At 63.9% G+C, this 16,892-nt stretch carries 16 protein-coding genes and 1 pseudogene; 16 read left to right on the top strand and 1 reads right to left on the bottom strand.

Going from position 1 to position 16,892, the window contains the following annotated elements:
* Positions 1–40: 40 nt before the first annotated feature.
* From atpG to Q8T13_08055, 11 genes are all read left to right on the top strand, one after another.
* Positions 41–916 (top strand): ATP synthase F1 subunit gamma, encoded by an 876-nt coding sequence (atpG, locus tag Q8T13_08005; GenBank protein ID MDP3717690.1) that lies wholly within the window; start codon positions 41–43, stop codon positions 914–916.
* A gap of 95 nt (positions 917–1,011) precedes the next feature.
* The gene (atpD, locus tag Q8T13_08010; protein ID MDP3717691.1) at positions 1,012–2,466 is read left to right on the top strand and encodes a F0F1 ATP synthase subunit beta; all 1,455 of its coding nucleotides are present in this window, start codon (positions 1,012–1,014) and stop codon (positions 2,464–2,466) included.
* 82 nt (positions 2,467–2,548) lie between these two features.
* Positions 2,549–2,962: a F0F1 ATP synthase subunit epsilon gene (locus Q8T13_08015; GenBank protein MDP3717692.1), complete on the top strand. Its 414-nt coding sequence runs from the start codon at positions 2,549–2,551 to the stop codon at positions 2,960–2,962.
* A 105-nt stretch (positions 2,963–3,067) separates the two neighbouring features.
* Positions 3,068–3,862 carry an ABC transporter permease gene (locus Q8T13_08020; GenBank protein ID MDP3717693.1) on the top strand — a complete coding sequence of 265 codons (795 nt, stop codon included), beginning with the start codon at positions 3,068–3,070 and terminating at the stop codon, positions 3,860–3,862.
* A gap of 119 nt (positions 3,863–3,981) precedes the next feature.
* Entirely contained in the window at positions 3,982–5,352 is a 1,371-nt protein-coding gene (locus tag Q8T13_08025; GenBank protein ID MDP3717694.1) for an ABC transporter ATP-binding protein, read from the top strand.
* A 105-nt stretch (positions 5,353–5,457) separates the two neighbouring features.
* Positions 5,458–5,916, top strand: coding sequence for a D-glycero-beta-D-manno-heptose 1-phosphate adenylyltransferase (gene rfaE2 / locus Q8T13_08030; protein ID MDP3717695.1), 459 nt, complete (start codon positions 5,458–5,460; stop codon positions 5,914–5,916).
* 201 nt (positions 5,917–6,117) lie between these two features.
* Positions 6,118–9,735 (top strand): transcription-repair coupling factor, encoded by a 3,618-nt coding sequence (gene mfd, locus Q8T13_08035; protein ID MDP3717696.1) that lies wholly within the window; start codon positions 6,118–6,120, stop codon positions 9,733–9,735.
* Between the two features lie 46 nt (positions 9,736–9,781).
* Positions 9,782–10,861, top strand: a complete 1,080-nt coding sequence (locus Q8T13_08040; protein ID MDP3717697.1) for a peptidyl-prolyl cis-trans isomerase — start codon at positions 9,782–9,784, stop codon at positions 10,859–10,861.
* Between the two features lies 1 nt (position 10,862).
* Positions 10,863–11,354, top strand: coding sequence for a UpxY family transcription antiterminator (locus Q8T13_08045; protein MDP3717698.1), 492 nt, complete (start codon positions 10,863–10,865; stop codon positions 11,352–11,354).
* 93 nt (positions 11,355–11,447) lie between these two features.
* Positions 11,448–12,482, top strand: a complete 1,035-nt coding sequence (gene dusB / locus Q8T13_08050) for a tRNA dihydrouridine synthase DusB (protein MDP3717699.1) — start codon at positions 11,448–11,450, stop codon at positions 12,480–12,482.
* A gap of 450 nt (positions 12,483–12,932) precedes the next feature.
* Positions 12,933–13,970, top strand: coding sequence for an N-acetylneuraminate synthase family protein (locus tag Q8T13_08055; protein MDP3717700.1), 1,038 nt, complete (start codon positions 12,933–12,935; stop codon positions 13,968–13,970).
* Here the strand turns inward: Q8T13_08055 and Q8T13_08060 are convergent.
* The gene (locus tag Q8T13_08060) at positions 13,967–14,122 is read right to left on the bottom strand and encodes a hypothetical protein (protein ID MDP3717701.1); all 156 of its coding nucleotides are present in this window, start codon (positions 14,120–14,122) and stop codon (positions 13,967–13,969) included. The two genes, Q8T13_08055 and Q8T13_08060, sit on opposite strands and share 4 nt — an antisense overlap.
* A gap of 77 nt (positions 14,123–14,199) precedes the next feature.
* Between Q8T13_08060 and Q8T13_08065 the strand changes: the two genes are divergently transcribed.
* The 5 genes and pseudogenes from Q8T13_08065 (at position 14,200) to Q8T13_08085 (ending at position 16,763) form a co-directional block, all read left to right on the top strand.
* The gene (locus Q8T13_08065; protein MDP3717702.1) at positions 14,200–14,430 is read left to right on the top strand and encodes an AbrB/MazE/SpoVT family DNA-binding domain-containing protein; all 231 of its coding nucleotides are present in this window, start codon (positions 14,200–14,202) and stop codon (positions 14,428–14,430) included.
* Positions 14,420–14,758 carry a type II toxin-antitoxin system PemK/MazF family toxin gene (locus tag Q8T13_08070; GenBank protein ID MDP3717703.1) on the top strand — a complete coding sequence of 113 codons (339 nt, stop codon included), beginning with the start codon at positions 14,420–14,422 and terminating at the stop codon, positions 14,756–14,758. The genes Q8T13_08065 and Q8T13_08070 overlap by 11 nt, the downstream gene beginning before the upstream one ends.
* 11 nt (positions 14,759–14,769) lie before the next feature.
* Positions 14,770–15,735 (top strand): GDP-L-fucose synthase, encoded by a 966-nt coding sequence (locus tag Q8T13_08075; GenBank protein MDP3717704.1) that lies wholly within the window; start codon positions 14,770–14,772, stop codon positions 15,733–15,735.
* 58 nt (positions 15,736–15,793) lie between these two features.
* Positions 15,794–16,528 (top strand): hypothetical protein, encoded by a 735-nt coding sequence (locus Q8T13_08080; protein MDP3717705.1) that lies wholly within the window; start codon positions 15,794–15,796, stop codon positions 16,526–16,528.
* 43 nt (positions 16,529–16,571) lie between these two features.
* A pseudogene (locus tag Q8T13_08085) lies at positions 16,572–16,763 on the top strand (UDP-N-acetylglucosamine 2-epimerase).
* Positions 16,764–16,892 lie beyond the last annotated feature (129 nt).

Below are 16,892 nucleotides of genomic sequence, written 5' to 3' on the forward strand. Positions count from 1 at the left end.
GGCATCTGGCATCTGGCTACTATTGCGCGGCGCACACAACATGCCGTCATTGTTAGACATCCGCCGCCGGGTAAGGGCGGTCAAGTCGACGCAGCAGATCACGAAGGCCATGAAGATGGTTTCTTCGTCGAAGCTGCGCCGCGCGCAGGAGCGCATTCTCCGCGGCCGTCCGTACGCGCAGGAGATGCTCCGGGTGTTCAATAACCTGGCGACGCGCACCGACTCGACCAAGCACCCGCTGCTGAACGACGATCCACGGGCCGCGCGCACGTTGCTGATCGTGATCACCGCGGACCGCGGGTTGTGCGGCAGCTTCAACACCAACGTCGCCAAGGCGGCGCTGCAGTTCTCGATCGACACTCCGAAATCACCGGATGGTCGCGATGTCGCCATGGCGCTCGTTGGCCGCAAGGGCCGCGACTTCTTCCTGCGTCGCGGCTTCGACGTGCTTTACGAGGAAGTCGGCCTGTTCCAGAACGTCCAGTGGTCGCACGCGCAGGCAATTGCCGCGACCGCGATCAAGGAGTTCATGGGACCCGACATCAGCTCGGTCTACCTGGTCTACAACGAGTTCAAGTCGGTGATCTCGCAGCGCGTCGTGATCGAAAAGCTGCTGCCGATCCCGAAACTCCACGTGGCGTCCGCGGAGGTCCAGCAGTCGGTGGATTACCTGTTCGAGCCCGATCCCGAGCAGTTGCTCAACACGCTGCTGCCGATGCACGTGGCGGTGCAGGTGTCGCGCGCGTTGCTCGAATCGTCGGCCGCCGAACATGCGGCGCGCATGCAGTCCATGGACAGCGCGACGCGCAACGCCAAGGAAATGGTCGATCGCCTGACCCTGTACATGAACAAGGTCCGTCAGGCCGCCATCACGCGCGAGATTATTGAAGTGGTTTCGGGAGCTCAAGCGACATAGACCTTCGACGTTCGGAGAGCGATGGCTTTAGCCGTCGCTGTTGATCCGGCGGCGGCTAAAGCCGCCGCCCTCCGAACGAACGAGCGAGAAAACATATGGCTACAGCAGCAGCAGATCAAAAAGTCGGCAAGGTCATCCAGGTCATCGGACCCGTCATCGACGTCGAGTACGAGGGCGGGCACCTGCCGGCCATCTACAACGCCGTCCGGATCGTGGACGATGGCTCATCGGGTGGCGAGAAGGTGGACATCGTCGCCGAGGTCGAGCAGCACCTGGGCGAGGGCCGCGTGCGCACGGTCGCGATGAAGCCGACCGACGGCTTGCAGCGCGGCATGAGCGTGATCGACACCGGCGCGCCGATCTCGGTGCCGGTCGGTCCCGAAACGCTCGGTCGCGTGCTGAACGTGCTGGGCGAACCGGTCGACTTCCCGGACATGCCGGTCAAGGCGAAAGAGCACTGGCCCATTCACCGGCCGGCTCCGACACTGGAGCAGCAGTCCACCGAACTGAAGATGTTCGAGACCGGCATCAAGGTCATCGACTTGCTCGAGCCGTACCTGCAGGGCGGCAAGATCGGCCTGTTCGGCGGCGCCGGCGTCGGCAAGACCGTCATCATCATGGAGTTGATCAACAACATCGCCATGAAGCACGGCGGTGTGTCGGTGTTCGCGGGCGTTGGTGAACGCACCCGCGAAGGCAACGACCTGTGGCTCGAGTTCCAGGAGTCGGGCGTGATCGACATGAAAGACATGTCGAAGAGCCGCGCCGCGCTGGTCTATGGCCAGATGACGGAGCCGCCAGGAGCGCGCCTGCGCGTCGGCCTGTCGGCGCTGACCGTCGCCGAGTACTTCCGCGACGCCGAGAACAAGGACGTGCTCCTGTTCATTGACAACATCTTCCGCTTCACGCAGGCGGGTTCCGAAGTGTCGGCGCTGCTCGGCCGCATGCCGTCGGCCGTCGGTTACCAGCCGACGCTGCTGTCGGAAATGGGCGCGCTGCAGGAACGCATCACCTCGACCAAGAAGGGCTCGATCACCTCGGTGCAGGCCATTTACGTGCCCGCCGACGACTACACCGACCCGGCGCCGGCGACGACGTTCGCCCATCTGGACGCCACCACCAACCTGTCGCGCCAGATTGCCGAGCTCGGCATTTACCCGGCCGTCGATCCGCTGGCTTCGTCTTCGCGCATTCTCGACCCGCGCGTCATTGGCGACGAGCACTACAACGTCGCCCGCCAGGTGAAGCAAATTCTGCAGCGCTACAAGGACCTGCAGGACATCATCGCGATTCTCGGCATCGACGAGCTGTCTGAAGAAGACAAGCTGGCGGTGTCGCGCGCGCGCAAGATCCAGCGCTTCCTGTCGCAGCCGTTCTTCGTCGCCTCGCAGTTCACCGGCCTCGAAGGCAAGTACGTCACCATCGAAGAGACCATCCGCGGCTTCAAGGAAATTGCGGAAGGCAAGCACGACGGCTTGTCCGAGCAGGCGTTCTACCTGGTCGGGACGATCGACGAAGCGATCGCGAAGGCAAAAACCCTGAAGCAGTAGCCAGAGGCCAGTAGCCAGTAGCCAGAAGATCTCTTGTCTTTCTGGCATCTGGCTACTGGCTACTGGATACTGAAAGGCGCAGATGGCATTACCCAGCAAGCTAACCCTTCACATCGTCTCGCCCGACCACTCGATGTCGTACGAGGTGGACGAGGTGTCGTTGCCTGGTGTCGAGGGCGACTTCGGCGTGCTGCCCGGGCACACGCCGTTCTTCACGGCGCTCCGCACGGGCGCCATGTGGTACCGGCAAGGTGCCGAGAGGCACAGCCTGCTCGTCTCGATCGGGTTCGTGGAAGTGCTGCCCGACAAGGTGTCGATCCTGGCGCAGGTTGCCGAGCGTGCCGAAGACCTCGACCAGGCGCGGGCCGAGGCCGGCATGAAGCGCGCGGAAGAGCAGCTGGGCGCCGTGCCCCACGATATCGACTGGGAACGCTCCAGGCTCGCGCTACTCCAGACCCTGCAACAGCTGCAGGCGGAGAGCCGCCGGCGGGTGTAGTCGCCAGTAGCCAGTAGCCAGTAGCCAGAAGCCAGTAGCCAGAAGAGCTCTTGTCTCCTCTGGCATCTGGCTACTGGATACTGGATACTTCTGCTGTTCCCATTCATGTTTTCAAACCTCCAGAAGCTCTTTAGGTTTCGCGGCCTGATCCAGACGCTGGTGGTCCGCGATCTGAAAGCGCGCTACCGGGGTTCGGTCCTCGGGTTCTTCTGGTCGTTCTTCAATCCATTGATGCTGTTGCTGATCTACACCTTCGTGTTCACGAAGGTGCTGGTCGGCATTCACCCGGCCGAGATGGAGCCGTACGCGCTGTTCATGTTCTGCGGCATCCTGCCGTGGACCTGGTTTTCGTCATCGCTGCTCGAGTCTTCGAACACGCTGATCGCCGGCGGCAACCTGATCAAGAAGGTGATGTTCCCGGCGGAGGTGCTGCCGATCGTCACCGTGCTGGCGAACATGGTGCACTTCTTCCTGGGTCTGCCGATTCTCGCGGCGTTCATCATCTACTACCAGCGCCCCGTGGATCCGGTGGAGTTGCTCTGGTTCCCCGTGATCGTGCTGGTGCAGCTGGTCCTCACCACCGGGCTGGCGTTGTTCCTGTCGGCGCTGACGGTCCACTTCCGCGACGTGAAGGACCTGCTGGGCAACCTGCTGACGCTGTGGTTCTTCTCGACGCCGATCATCTACCCGATGCTGACTGCGCCCGAAGACCTGCGGTGGTGGCTGAACCTCAATCCGATGACGCACCTGATGATCTCGTATCAGGAGGTGCTGTTCTTCCCGGGCCCGCACGGCCACTACAAATGGCTGCTGGCCCTGGGCGTCTTGTCGGTGATGGTGTTCTTTGCGGGATACTTCGTGTTCGATCGGTTGCGGGACAGCTTTGCCGAAGAGGTCTGAATGCAACCACGAAGAACGCGAAGTGAACCACGAAGCTCACGAAGGAACCTCGTCTTGGGGTCTTCCAATAGTGACTTCGTGTCCTTCGTGGTTCTTCCCTTCGTGTCCTTCGTGGTTGTATGAAGCCCGCCATTGACGTCATCAACGTCTCGAAGGTCTACCGGCGCTACGCGCGGCGGCGGCAGTTTGCCACCCTCAAGTCGGCGTTGCTCGACGGCAGCCTCCTCGGCGACCTGAAGCCGGACGAGACGTTTCAGGCGCTGAAGAACGTGTCGTTCTCGGTGCCGAAGGGCTGCACTTACGGCGTGATCGGCAGCAACGGCTCGGGCAAGAGCACGTTGCTCAAGTGCGTGGCCGGCATCACGCGGCCCACCGAGGGCGAGGTCAAGGTTGACGGCCGCATCTCGGCGCTGATCGAGCTTGGCGCCGGCTTCCACCCCGAGATTTCCGGCCGCGAGAACATCTTCATCAACGGCATCATGCTGGGCCTCAGCAAGAAAGAGGTGATGCGGCGCTTCGACGAAATCGTCGAGTTTGCCGAGATGCAGGACTTCATCGACGCCCCGGTCAAGACCTACTCGTCGGGCATGTATATGCGCCTGGGTTTTGCGGTCGCCATCCACGTGGATCCCGAAGTGCTGCTGGTGGACGAAGTGCTGGCGGTCGGCGATCAGGGCTTTACCCACAAGTGCCTCGACAAGTTCTCGGAGTTCCGCCGTCGCAACAAGTCGATCCTGCTCGTTACCCACTCGCTCGACCTGGTCGAGAAGTTCTGCGACGAAGCGCACTGGCTCGACAAGGGCGTATCGAAGGGCGAGGGCGACCCCAAGAAGGTGGTCGCCGCGTACGTCATGAACGTCGAGGACAGCGAAGAGAACTCGCTGGCCAAAGCAGAGTCCGCGCGCCTGGCCGCGACAGCTTCGGAACCGGCCGTAGGGTCGGACTTCAGTCCGACCGATACGTCCGAACCGGGAACCGGAGAGGCCCCGCAGAACCCGGTGGACGATGCGGAGACGAACCGCGATGGGTTCAAGGCGACCGAAGGTCGATGGGGTACGCGCGAGATCGAGATCACGGACGTCTCGATCAGCGGCCCCGACGGCGAGTCGGGTCACGTGTTCCAGAGTGGCGACGCCATCACGGTGCACATGACCGTGACGGCCAAGGAGCCGATCACCGACTTCGTGTTTGGCCTCGGCCTGTTCAATGCCGACGGCGTGTGCGTGTACGGCACCAACACCAACCTCGAGGAGTTTCAGCCGTCCGCGATCGACGGCGAGGGCGCGGTGACGTTCGAGATCGACAGCCTCGACCTGGTGGAGGGAACGTATCGGCTCGACCTGGCGGCCCACAAGGCCGACGGCTACCCGTACGACTATCACCGCCTGCTCTACACCTTCCGCGTGAAGTCGAAGATCAGGGACGTCGGCATCTACCGGCCGGCGCATCGCTGGACCTTCGGCGGCGGGATTACGTTCAGAGGCCAGTAGCCGGTAGCCAGTAGCCAGTAGCCAGTAGCCGGTAGCCAGTAGCCAGTAGCCAGAAAGACAAGAGTTCTTCTGGCATCTGGCATCTGGCATCTGGATACTAGAGTCATGACCCTGAGCGAGGCACAGGCTCTAGTAAGCCGTGCGCGAAGCGAGCGACAAACCGTCGTCTTCACCAACGGCGTCTTCGACCTCCTCCATCCCGGCCATGTCCGCTACCTTCGCGATGCGCGCGCCCTGGGCGAACTGCTGATCGTCGGCGTGAACAGCGACCGTTCGACCCGCGCGCTCGACAAGGCGCCCGGCCGGCCGATCAATCCTGAGAACGAGCGCGCCGAAGTCCTGGCCGCGCTGGCATCGGTGGACGCGGTGGTGGTATTCGACGAAGACACCCCGCACGCCATCATCAGCGCCCTGCAGCCCGACATCCTGGTGAAGGGCGCCGACTGGGGCGAGAACGCCATTGTCGGCAGGGATGTTGTCGAAGCTCGAGGCGGCAAAGTCGTCCGTATCGCCCTGGCACCCGGCTACTCCACGACCGCCATCGTCGAGCGTATTCGCGGGTGAGTCGCACCACGCAGCGGAGGGCTGCCCCTGCAAAAAACTCGCTGGGTAGCGCTCAATTAAACGCACCGTCAGTACTCTTTTTTTGCAGGAGCACCCCACCGCCGCATGACGCTCCCGACCAGGAGTGCCCTCCCGACGAGGAGTGCCCTCCCGTCATGTTCGGGAAGCTATAATCAATAGTTCGGCAAGGTTAGTTCGTGCATGTCTAGCGCTCCGTCACTCGCGTTACGGTCGCTGCTGATTTCGGTTCTCGGGCAAAGTGGCCTCTCCACCCCCTCCCGGCGCATCAGTGGTGCGACGCCCCCTGTACGGGCCATGGCGGTGGCGGCGGCGGCGCGGGGTTTGCGCGACGGTGTCGTGCTGCACGTCGTGCCGAACGACGCCGACATCGAGACCGCGGTCAGCGACATCCGCTTCTTCCTGGGCGCGCTCGAAGGCTCGGCGGATGCCATGGTCGAACAGCAGGTACTGCCGTTCCCTTCACCCCAGGTTGATCCCTATCGCGGCTTCCAGCCGCACCTCAAGGTTGCGTCCGCCCGCGCCAGGGCGCTGCATGCCCTTTCCACGTCGAAGGCCCGCGTCATCGTGGCGTCGGCGTCGGCCCTGCTGCCGCGGCTGACCGACCCGACGGTCCTACTGCTCGCATCGTACGAGATCACGCCGGGCATCGACATCGATCCGCAGGCGCTGGCCAACACCCTGGTGGCCGGCGGCTACGAGCCGGCGGATCCAGTGGATGCGCACGGCGAGTTCGCGCGGCGCGGCGGCATTCTCGACATTTACCCGGCCGGCGACGACCTGCCGGTTCGCATCGAGTTCATTGGCGACACGGTCGAGTCGATCCGCCGTTTCGACCCCAGCACGCAGCGGTCGGTCGAAACGCTCGACCGCTTCGGCCTGGTGCCGGTGCGCGAAGCAGACGGCCGCACCGCCACGGTGTTCGACTACGTCCGCGCCACGCGCGACCACAGCATCTTCGTGGCCGAACCCGCCGATGTGCAGAAGCAGATCGAGACGGCGTGGGAACAGCTGCAGACTTCGTACGCGGATGCGGTAGAGCGTTCGGCGAAGGGCGCCGCGGTGCTCAAGGCGCAGCCGTCGGAATTGATGGTCTCATGGCCGGAAGTCGAGTCCGCCCTTTCCGGTGCGAGCATCATCGAGGAGCTGGGCCTGGACGACGACGCTGCGGCGGGGACTGAAGTCCCCGCCCTCCGAACGCAGCTATCGGTGCAGCCGGTGGCGTCGTTCCATGGACGCATTGCCGATTGGGTGGCGGACGTCCGCGCGGCGCTCGAGCGCGGGGATCGCGTGGTGTTCGTGGCCGGCACGCACGGCCGCGCCGAGCGAACCGTGGAGCTGCTGCGCGACTACGACGTCCGCGCGGTGATGGCCACCGAGGCAGGGGACGTCGTTTCCGGCGCGGTGCTGGTCGCCGAAGGATGGCTGTCGCGCGGGTTCTCGATTCGGACGGGCACCGACGAGGCGACGGCTAAAGCCGTCGCCCTCCGGATGTATGTCGAGACCGACATTTTCGAAGAGGAGCGGCGCAAGGGTGCCCAGGGCCGCAAGCGCTCGCTGGCCGCGACGTTCCTTTCGGACCTGCGCGACCTCAAGGTCAAGGACCTGATCGTCCACGTCGACCACGGCATTGGCCAGTTCATCGGCCTCAAGCAAATCTCCGTCGGCGGCGGCGACATCGTCCAGGAATTCCTGGAACTCCAGTATCACGGCGACGCCAAGCTGTTTGTGCCGGTCGAACGCCTCGACCTGATCCAGAAGTACACCGGCGCGGCGAGCCAGCCGCTGGATCGGCTGGGCGGCCAGACCTGGGAGAAGGCCAAGAGCAAGGTCAAGAAGGCCATGCGCGACATGGCCGAAGAGCTGCTCAAGCTCTATGCCGCGCGCAAGGCGGTGCCGGGCCACGCGTTCAGCGCCGACACGCACTGGCAGGAGGAGTTCGAAGGCGCCTTCGAGTTCGATCTCACTGTCGATCAGGCCACGGCGGTCGCCGACATCAAGCGCGACATGGAATCGCCCACGCCCATGGACCGCCTGCTGTGCGGCGACGTCGGCTACGGCAAGACCGAAGTGGCCATGCGCGCGGCGTTCAAGGCGGTGATGGACGGCAAGCAGGTGGCGTTCCTGGCGCCGACGACGGTGCTCGCGGCGCAGCATTTGAAGACGCTGACCGAGCGATTCGCGGCGTTCCCGGCGAAGATCGACATGGTCAGCCGCTTCCGCACCAAGCTCGAGATCAAGGAAACCCTCGAGGCCCTGGCTGCCGGACGCCTCGACGTGATCGTCGGCACCCACCGTCTGCTGTCGAAAGACGTGCAGTTCAAGGATCTCGGCTTGCTCGTCGTGGACGAGGAGCAGCGGTTTGGCGTGGCGCACAAGGAGCGCATCAAGCAGATGCGCAAGAAGGTGGACGTCCTCACCATGACGGCGACACCTATCCCGCGAACCCTGAACATGTCGCTGGTCGGCATTCGCGACATGTCGGTGATCGAGACGCCGCCGAAGGATCGCCTGTCGATCCAGACCAACGTGGTGAAATTCGACTCCGCGGTGATCACCCGCGCCATCCGCGCCGAGCTGGCGCGCGGCGGCCAGGTGTTCTTCGTTCACAACCGCGTCGAGTCGATCTACTCCATGGGCAACCTGATTCAGCGCCTGGTGCCCGAGGCGCGCGTGGTGGTGGGTCACGGCCAGATGGCCGAGGACACGCTCGAAAAGGCCATGCTCGACTTCATGACCCACAAGTGCGACGTCCTGCTCTCAACGACCATCGTCGAAAACGGCCTCGACATCCCCAACGCGAACACCATCGTGATCAACCGCGCGGATCGGTACGGCCTGTCGCAGCTCTATCAGTTGCGCGGACGCGTCGGCCGCAGCGATCGCGCCGCGTATGCCTACCTGCTGATCCCGCCTGAAGAGGCGCTGTCGCCGGTGGCCCGCAAGCGGCTGGCCGCCATGAAGGAGTTCAGCGATTTGGGCAGCGGCTTCCGCGTGGCGGCGCTCGACCTCGAGATTCGCGGCGCCGGCAACCTGCTGGGCGGCGAGCAAAGCGGCACCATCGACGCGGTCGGCTTCGAGATGTACATGAAGCTGCTCGAAGAGACCATCCGCGAGCTGAAGGGCGAGGATCTCGAAGACGATGTGCGGGCGACGGTCAACCTGAAGGTGGACTTCCGCCTGGACGACCAGTACGTGCCCGACATGAACCAGCGCCTGATGATTTACCGGCGCATGGCCGGCGCGCGCTCCGAAGAGGAGATTGCGAAGAACGTGGACGAGGTGCGCGACCGCTACGGCCCGCCGCCCACGGCCGTGCTGAACCTCGCCGACTTCGCGCGCATCCGGGTGCTGGCCGACAACCTCGGCATCGAGACCGTGGACCGCGACGGTCCGCTCGTGGTGTTCAAGTTCCGCGAGAAGGCCAAGGTGGACCCGATGCGCCTGATCGGGATGGTGCAGGAACGTGCAAATCTGACGCTATTGCCGCCCAGCACTGTGAAACTTGACCTTCGGGCGGCACCGCTCCAGCCGGGAGGGCAAAGCTTGTCGGGAGGGAACCGCCCGTCGGGAGGGCAATCCTCGTCGGGAACCGGGCCCAAGGCCCAAGCCCCAGGCCCCAAGCCCATCTTGAAGCCCAAGCGTGCGCCGGCCTGGTGGACGGCCAGAGCTACTGCCGGGGAGGTGACCCCCGGCTTTACCAAGGCCGAGATCCTGAAGACGGCCCCCGAAGACCCCCGGGCGCCGGACGGAGTCTTAGCTAGGGTGACGGAGTTTCTTGAGGACTTACGCGAACCGTAAAAGGGGAGCACCTCCCCTTTCCACGCTAGAATTGATGTTTAGTCATATGAAGAAAACCACGACCGTGGCGGTGTTTCTGGCATTGGTGGGACCTGTCCTGAGCGAGCGGGTTGCCGGCCAGGCCGGCAGCCAGCGAGTCGAAGGAACCATCCTCGAACAGGTGCTCGTCAAGGTGAACGGCGAAATCGTTACCAAGACCGAGCTCGAGCAGAGGCAGGTTGCCGCGCTGCGGCAGTTGAATCCGAACTTGCGCCCCGACAGCGATGCGGCCTTGCAGAAGGCGCTGACCGAAGTGACGCCGCAGGTGATTGTCGATGCGGTTGACGAGCTGCTGGTCGTGCAGCGCGGCAAGGAACTCGGCTTCACGATGTCGACCGAGCAGTTCAACAGCATTCTCGAGAACATCAAGAAAGAGAACAAGATCGAGTCCGACGAGGCGCTGACCGCGGCGCTCAAGCAGGAAGGCATGACCATGGCCGACCTGCGCCGGCAGCTCGAACGCACCTCGCTCGTGCAGCGTGTGCAGCAGCAGGAAGTGATGTCGAAGCTGCAGGTCACCGACACCGAGCTCAAGGCCTACTACGACGGCCACCAGAACGAGTTCGGCACCACCCCGCAGGTGACGCTGCGCGAAATCACCGTGGCGGTGCCCGTTGATCCGCAGGGCATCAACGTCGGCAAGGACGATGACGCGAAGGCGAAGGCTGAAGAGGTGCGCGCGAAGATTATCGCCGGCGAGCCGTTCCCGCGCCTGGCCGCCGAGTACTCCGATTCGGGCTCCAAGGCCAACGGCGGCCTGGTCGGCCCGCTCAGCAGGACCGACCTCTCCGAAGACCTGCAGAACGCCATTGCCGGCCTCAAGGACGGCGGCGTGACGCCCGTGCTGCGCACCGCGCGCGGCTACCAGGTGGTGAAGATCGAGAAGCTCCAGGATTCCACCACCAAGCCGTTCGACGACGCCAAGAACGAGATTGCCGACAAGATCGCGAACGACAAGCGCAAGGTCGAGTTCGACAAGTTTCTCGAACGGCTGCGCGGCGAGGCCATCATCGACTGGAAAAACGACGACCTGAAGAAGGCCTACGACATCGGCATCAAGACCCTTCGCGGTACCGTTACGCAATAACGTGGATCCCAGTTGGTTCGCGCTGTGGACGCGGTCGCGGCACGAGAAACAGGTCCGCGACCAGCTCCTCAAGAAATCCGTTGAGGTCTTCCTGCCGACCATCGGCAAGTGGAGCCACTGGAAAGATCGCAAGAAGAAGATCGACTGGCCGTTGTTCCCCGGCTACGTTTTCGCCCGCTTCGTCCCCGACGAACGCATCGGCGTCCTGAAGGTTGACGGCGTCGTCCAGATCATCAGCAACAACGGGATGTTGTCGTCGATCCCGGATGAGGAAATCGAGAGCATCCGCACGCTGGTCGAAAGCGAGTTGGCGTACGATCCCGTTCCGCTGATCAAGGAAGGGGACATGGTGAAGGTCACGCACGGCCCGCTGCGCGGCGTGGTCGGCCGCCTGGTCCGCAAGGGCGCCCACGCGCGGCTCGTGCTCTCGGTGGATTTGATTGGCCAGGCCGTGGCTGTCGAAGTCGACGCGTCGGATGTCAAACCGTACTGACTCTTGAAGTAGCCAGAGGCCAGTAGCCAGTAGCCAGAAAGGCATGAGTTCATCTGGCATCTGGCTACCGGCTACTGACTACTGGCTACTGACATGAAGATCGGCAACATCGAACTCGACTCACCGTTTGTCGTCTCGCCCATGGCGGGCATGACCGACACGGCGTTTCGCCGCCTGGTCAAGCGCCAGGGCGGCTGCGGGCTCGTGGTGTCGGAAATGGTCAGCAGCGAGGGCCTGATTCGCGGCATCGATCGCACGCTCGAGTACGCCGAGTACACCGAAGAAGAGCGTCCGGTCTCCATCCAGATTTTCGGCGGCGAGCCCGCGAAAATGGCCGAGGCCGCGCGCGTCGTAGAAGCCATGGGCGCGAACATCGTGGACGTGAACATGGGCTGCCCCGTCCCCAAAATCGCCAAGCACAACGCCGGCTGCAGCCTGATGCGCGAACCGCAGCACGCCGCCGAGATCATTGCCGCCATGACGCGCGCGGTGAAGATCCCCGTCACCGTCAAGATGCGCAAGGGGTGGGACGATGGGGAGGTGAACGCGCCGGAGTTGGCAAAGCGCGTGGAAGCGGCGGGGGCGGCGGCGATTGCTGTGCACGGGCGCACCGCGAAGCAAAGCTACAGCGGTTCCGCCGACTGGGACGTCGTTGCCGGCATTGCCCGCTCGGTCAGTATTCCGGTGTTCGGGTCGGGTGATTGCGTCGAGCCCGAAGACATCGTGACCCGCATGCAGAGTGGCGTGAGCGGCGTCTTCGTGGGCCGCGGCGTGCTGCGCAACCCGTGGATTCTCGCCCAGGCGCGCGACCTGATGGCCGGGCGCCCGGCCCGCCAGATCACGGACGAAGAGCGCGGCCAGTTCCTGCTCGACTACATGCAGTTGCTGCTGGCCGACGAGAAGGGCGAGCAGGAGGGGTTTCGCCACCTGGTGGTGCAATCGACTCCGCCGCGGGCCGAGGCCAGCAAGGAACGGTGGGTGGTCAACAAACTGCGCGCGCTGTGCACGTGGTACACCAAGGGCTTCGAGGGCGGCGGGCAGTTCCGCATCGGCATCAACTCGGCGAAGTCGATCGCCGAAGTCGAAACGCTCATCGACAACTTCTTCAGATGTGGTGTCCGCCTTTAGGCGGACTGCGCCGCGCCGGCTGGTCGCTATTCGCCTCCGCACTCGCTCCAGACGGCTGACAACTCGCAGCTCAGGCCTGACTGACGCTCCTCGCCTTCGCCGCGAGGTTGTCTGTAACAAACCTGCCCGCCGGGGCGCCCTTGATACCCTCTGTCCAAACAAAAATCGATCGCCCCGGCTCCCGCCGACTTCCGCTCGTGCTCCAGCGAACAGCGACCGGCCGCCGATGGTTACGGCGTCGCGCGTGGGGGTGTGGCTCGCAGTGAGCGTTCGACTGAGCCGACGAAGCGCTTTTGACCGACAAATCGACCAGAGGCTACGCAGGCGTCTGCTTTGCACTATATGCTTCGCTCTGCGCTTAATGCGCCGCGGGAGATTTGACCGGCGAGGGAGAGCGAACGGAGAGCCATACCCCCACGCGCGACGCCTCAGCGATAGAATCAATCAACCGTGACCCTAGAAATCACCATCGGCGGCCGCAAGGTCGGCCCCGCACATGTGCCGCTTGTCGTGGCCGAGATTGGCATCAACCACGAGGGCAGCCTCGAAGTGGCGCGCGAGATGGTGGATGCCGCAGCGCGCGCCGGGGTCGAAGTCGTCAAGCACCAGACGCACGTCGTCGAAGACGAGATGAGCGGGGCGGCGAAGCAGGTGGTGCCGGGCAATGCCACCGTCTCGATCTACGAGATCATGCGGCGGTGCGCGCTGTCTGAAGACGATGAGCGGGCGCTGAAGGCGTATGTCGAGTCGAAGGGCATGGTCTTCATGAGCACGCCCTTCTCGCGCGCGGCGGCGGATCGCCTCGAACGCATGAACGTGGCCGCGTACAAGATCGGATCGGGCGAGTGCAACAACTACCCGTTGCTCAAGCACATTGCCTCGTTCGGCAAGCCCACCATTCTCAGCACGGGCATGAACACCATCGCGAGCGTGGCCAAGGCCGTTGCTATCTTCGAGCAGGCCGGTACGCCGTGCGCGTTGCTCCACACCACCAACCTGTATCCCACGCCGCCGAGCTTGGTGCGCCTGGGCGCCATGGTGGAACTGGGTAAGGCGTTCCCCAACGTGGTGATCGGCCTGTCGGATCACACCACCGACAACATTGCCTGCATTGGCGCCATGGCGCTCGGCGCCTCGATCGTCGAGCGCCACTTCACCGATCACATGTACCGCGTGGGTCCCGACATCGTCTGCTCGATGGACGAAGTGCACTGCCGCGAGCTGATCGAGGCCGCGCACACGCTGCACGCAGAACTGGGCGGCACCAAGGGGCCGGTGAAGGAAGAGCAGGTGACCATGGACTTCGCGTTCGCGACGGTGGTCACCATTCAGCCGGTCAAGGCCGGCGAGGCGTTTACCACGCAGAACCTGTGGGTGAAGCGCCCCGGCACGGGCGCCATTCCGGCAGAGCGCTACGAAGAGCTGCTCGGCAAGACCGCCACCCGCGACATCCCAACGGACACCCATCTTTCGGAGAACGACTACTAATCCATCTGCATCGCAATCGCGAACATCCCCAGGATGACTCCGGCTCCGGCCGCGAGTTCCACCGCGATGGCCTTGCCGATAATGAACCGCTTCTGGGTCTCGCGCTCGATGCGCGCCAGGTCGGCGAACGACACCGTCACCGCCGGGCTCACCCTGACTTTATTGTCGTTAGGGCAAAGATGAAGGATCGTAGTAATGTAAGGAAGTAAGGCATCCTTACCGAGGCGGCATGTCAACAATTGCTAAAGTGACGGCGAAGGGCCAGACGACCATCCCGCAGGAGGTCCGCGTGGCGCTCGAGATCAAGCCAGGTGACCTGCTGCTTTGGGAGACCGACGACAAGGGCGGTGCCACGGTGCGCCGCGTCGAACCCCTCGATCTCGCCTATTTGCGGGGCGTCGAGGGCACGTTAGGCGAATGGTCGAGCCAGGAGGACGAGGCGGCCTACAGTGACCTTTGAACCCCTGGACGTGGTCCGCGTCCCCTTTCCCTTCACCGATCGCCAGACCTCGAAAAACCGGCCGGCATTGGTCGTTTCAGCAACCGCAGCCTTCAACCAGCCTTCCGGTCACTCGGTGATGGCGATGATCACCTCCGCGACCCACGCCCCGTGGCCACTTGATTGCCCGATCGGCGACCTGGACGCCGCCGGACTGCCCGCCGCCTCGGTTATTCGCTGGAAGCTGTTCACGCTAGATAATCAGTTGATACGCGGCGTGCTGGGCCGGCTGAGCCATGCAGATGCCGCAACCGCCAAGGCGGCACTTGTGCAAATGTTAGCGTGGTAGACGGTTCCCCAATGGCAGAGATGACACCCAATTCGCGAGTGTTCGTGGCAGGCCACCGCGGCCTGGTGGGATCGGCCGTCGTCCGCCGTCTCGAACACCTCGGCTACACCACCATCCTGACCGCGACGCGCGACCAACTGGACCTGCGCGACCAGGCGGCGGTGAACTACTGGTTCCGCGCCAACCGCCCCGAGTTCATCTACCTGGTCGCCGGCACGGTGGGCGGGATCATGGCCAACCAGACGCGGCCCGCAGAGTTCATCTACGACAACATGATGATTCACGCCACGGTGGTGCACTCGGCACACCTGTTCGGCGCGAAGAAACTGCTGTATCTCGGCAGCTCGTGCATCTACCCACGCAACGCTCCGCAGCCCATGCCCGAAGAAGCACTGCTGACCGGGGTGCTCGAGCCTACCAACGAGTCGTACGCGATCGCGAAGATCGCCGGCATCAAGCTGTGCCAGGCGTACCGCACGCAGTACGGCAGCGACTTCATCTCGGCCATGCCGACGAACCTGTATGGGCCGAGGGACAACTTCGACCTGACCAGCTCGCACGTGCTGCCGGCAATGATCCGAAAGTTCCACGGCGCAAAAGTGGAAGGGCGCAAGGACGTGACGATCTGGGGCACCGGCTCGCCGCGTCGCGAGTTCCTGCACGTGGATGACCTGGCCGACGCCTGCGTGTTCCTGATGCAACGCTACAGCGACGCCATGCACCTGAACGTCGGCACCGGCGAGGAAATCTCCATCGCCGACCTCGCCAGCCTCGTCTGCCGCATCGTCCACCCTACCGCCACCATCGTCTACGACACGACCAAGCCCGACGGGACCCCGCGGAAGCTTTTGGACGTCTCACGGTTGCACGCGCTGGGGTGGCGCCATCGCACGTCGCTTGGCGAAGGCATTGAAGGCACTTACGATTGGTTTCTGCAACACCACGCACAGGCAAGGGGAGTAACGCAAAGTGCCTAAGGTGCCTAACGTGCCTAACGTGCCTAAGGTGCCTAAAGTGCTTCTGGGGAAGATGTAGATGCCGCTCAGAATTGGATTCGATCTCGACGGCACCGTTGCCGACATGTACTCCGCGCTCCACGTGGAGGCGCTGAAGCTGTTCGGCGAAGAAACGCTCGCCAAGTCGGCGTACAAACGGGCGCCGGCCAGCCCCGCGGGTGCCGATGGCGCCGTGGCCCCGGAGCCCGAAGACAGCACCGGCACGCTGGCCATGGACGAACTGCACCTGACGGCGCGCCAGCAGATGCAGCTATGGGATCACGTCAAAAAAATCGCGAACTTCTGGACGACGCTTCCCGAGCTCGAGCCCGGGGTTATCGCCCGCATCGCCAAGCTCGCCTCGGAACGGCAGTGGGAGATCATCTTCCTGACGACGCGGCCGTCAACGGCCGGCGAGATGACGCAACTGCAGTCGCAACGCTGGCTCGATGCGCACGGCTTTCGCTATCCCAGCGTGATGGTGGTACACCGCTCGCGCGGCAAGATCGCCGACGCGCTGCACCTCGACGCGTTCGTGGACGATCGCCCCGAGAACTGCCTCGACATCGCGGTGGAATCAAAAGCCAAGGTGATCCTGGTGTGGCACGGCCACATGAAAGATGTGCCGGCCGGCGCCAAGCGCCTGGGCGTCCGCCCGGTCTCGACCATTTCGGAAGCACTGGCGCTGCTCGAGCAGTTGGACGATGTGCGCAAGAACCCGGGGATCCTGCGCACGATCAAGCGCGCCTTCGGCGGCGAGAACCCTGACGCGTGAAGCCAACACCCGAACCCGGTCGGGTTCGCCGCCTGATCTCCACATGAGCATCCCCGGCGTGGCGCAAGCGCTGGTCCACACCGGACAACACGACGACGAGGCCATGTCGGGCCGGTTGTTCACCCAACTGGAGTTGCCGGTGCCGGACGTCAACCTGAACGTGGGCTCCGGCACGCATGCGCAGCAGACGGCGGCCATCATGGTCGGCATGGAGGCGCAACTGCTCGAGCGCCGCGTGCCTGACGGTGCGTGACAACACCGAACGGCCCGTCACGATCACCCATGGCTCGAACACGCTGATCGGGCGCGACCCGCAGAGGCTGCTCCACACCGCCAGCCAACAGCCGGATAGCTGTCGACCAGT

The sequence above is a fragment of the Acidobacteriota bacterium genome (assembly GCA_030697165.1).
Taxonomy (GTDB): Bacteria; Acidobacteriota; Vicinamibacteria; order Vicinamibacterales; family UBA2999; genus 12-FULL-67-14b.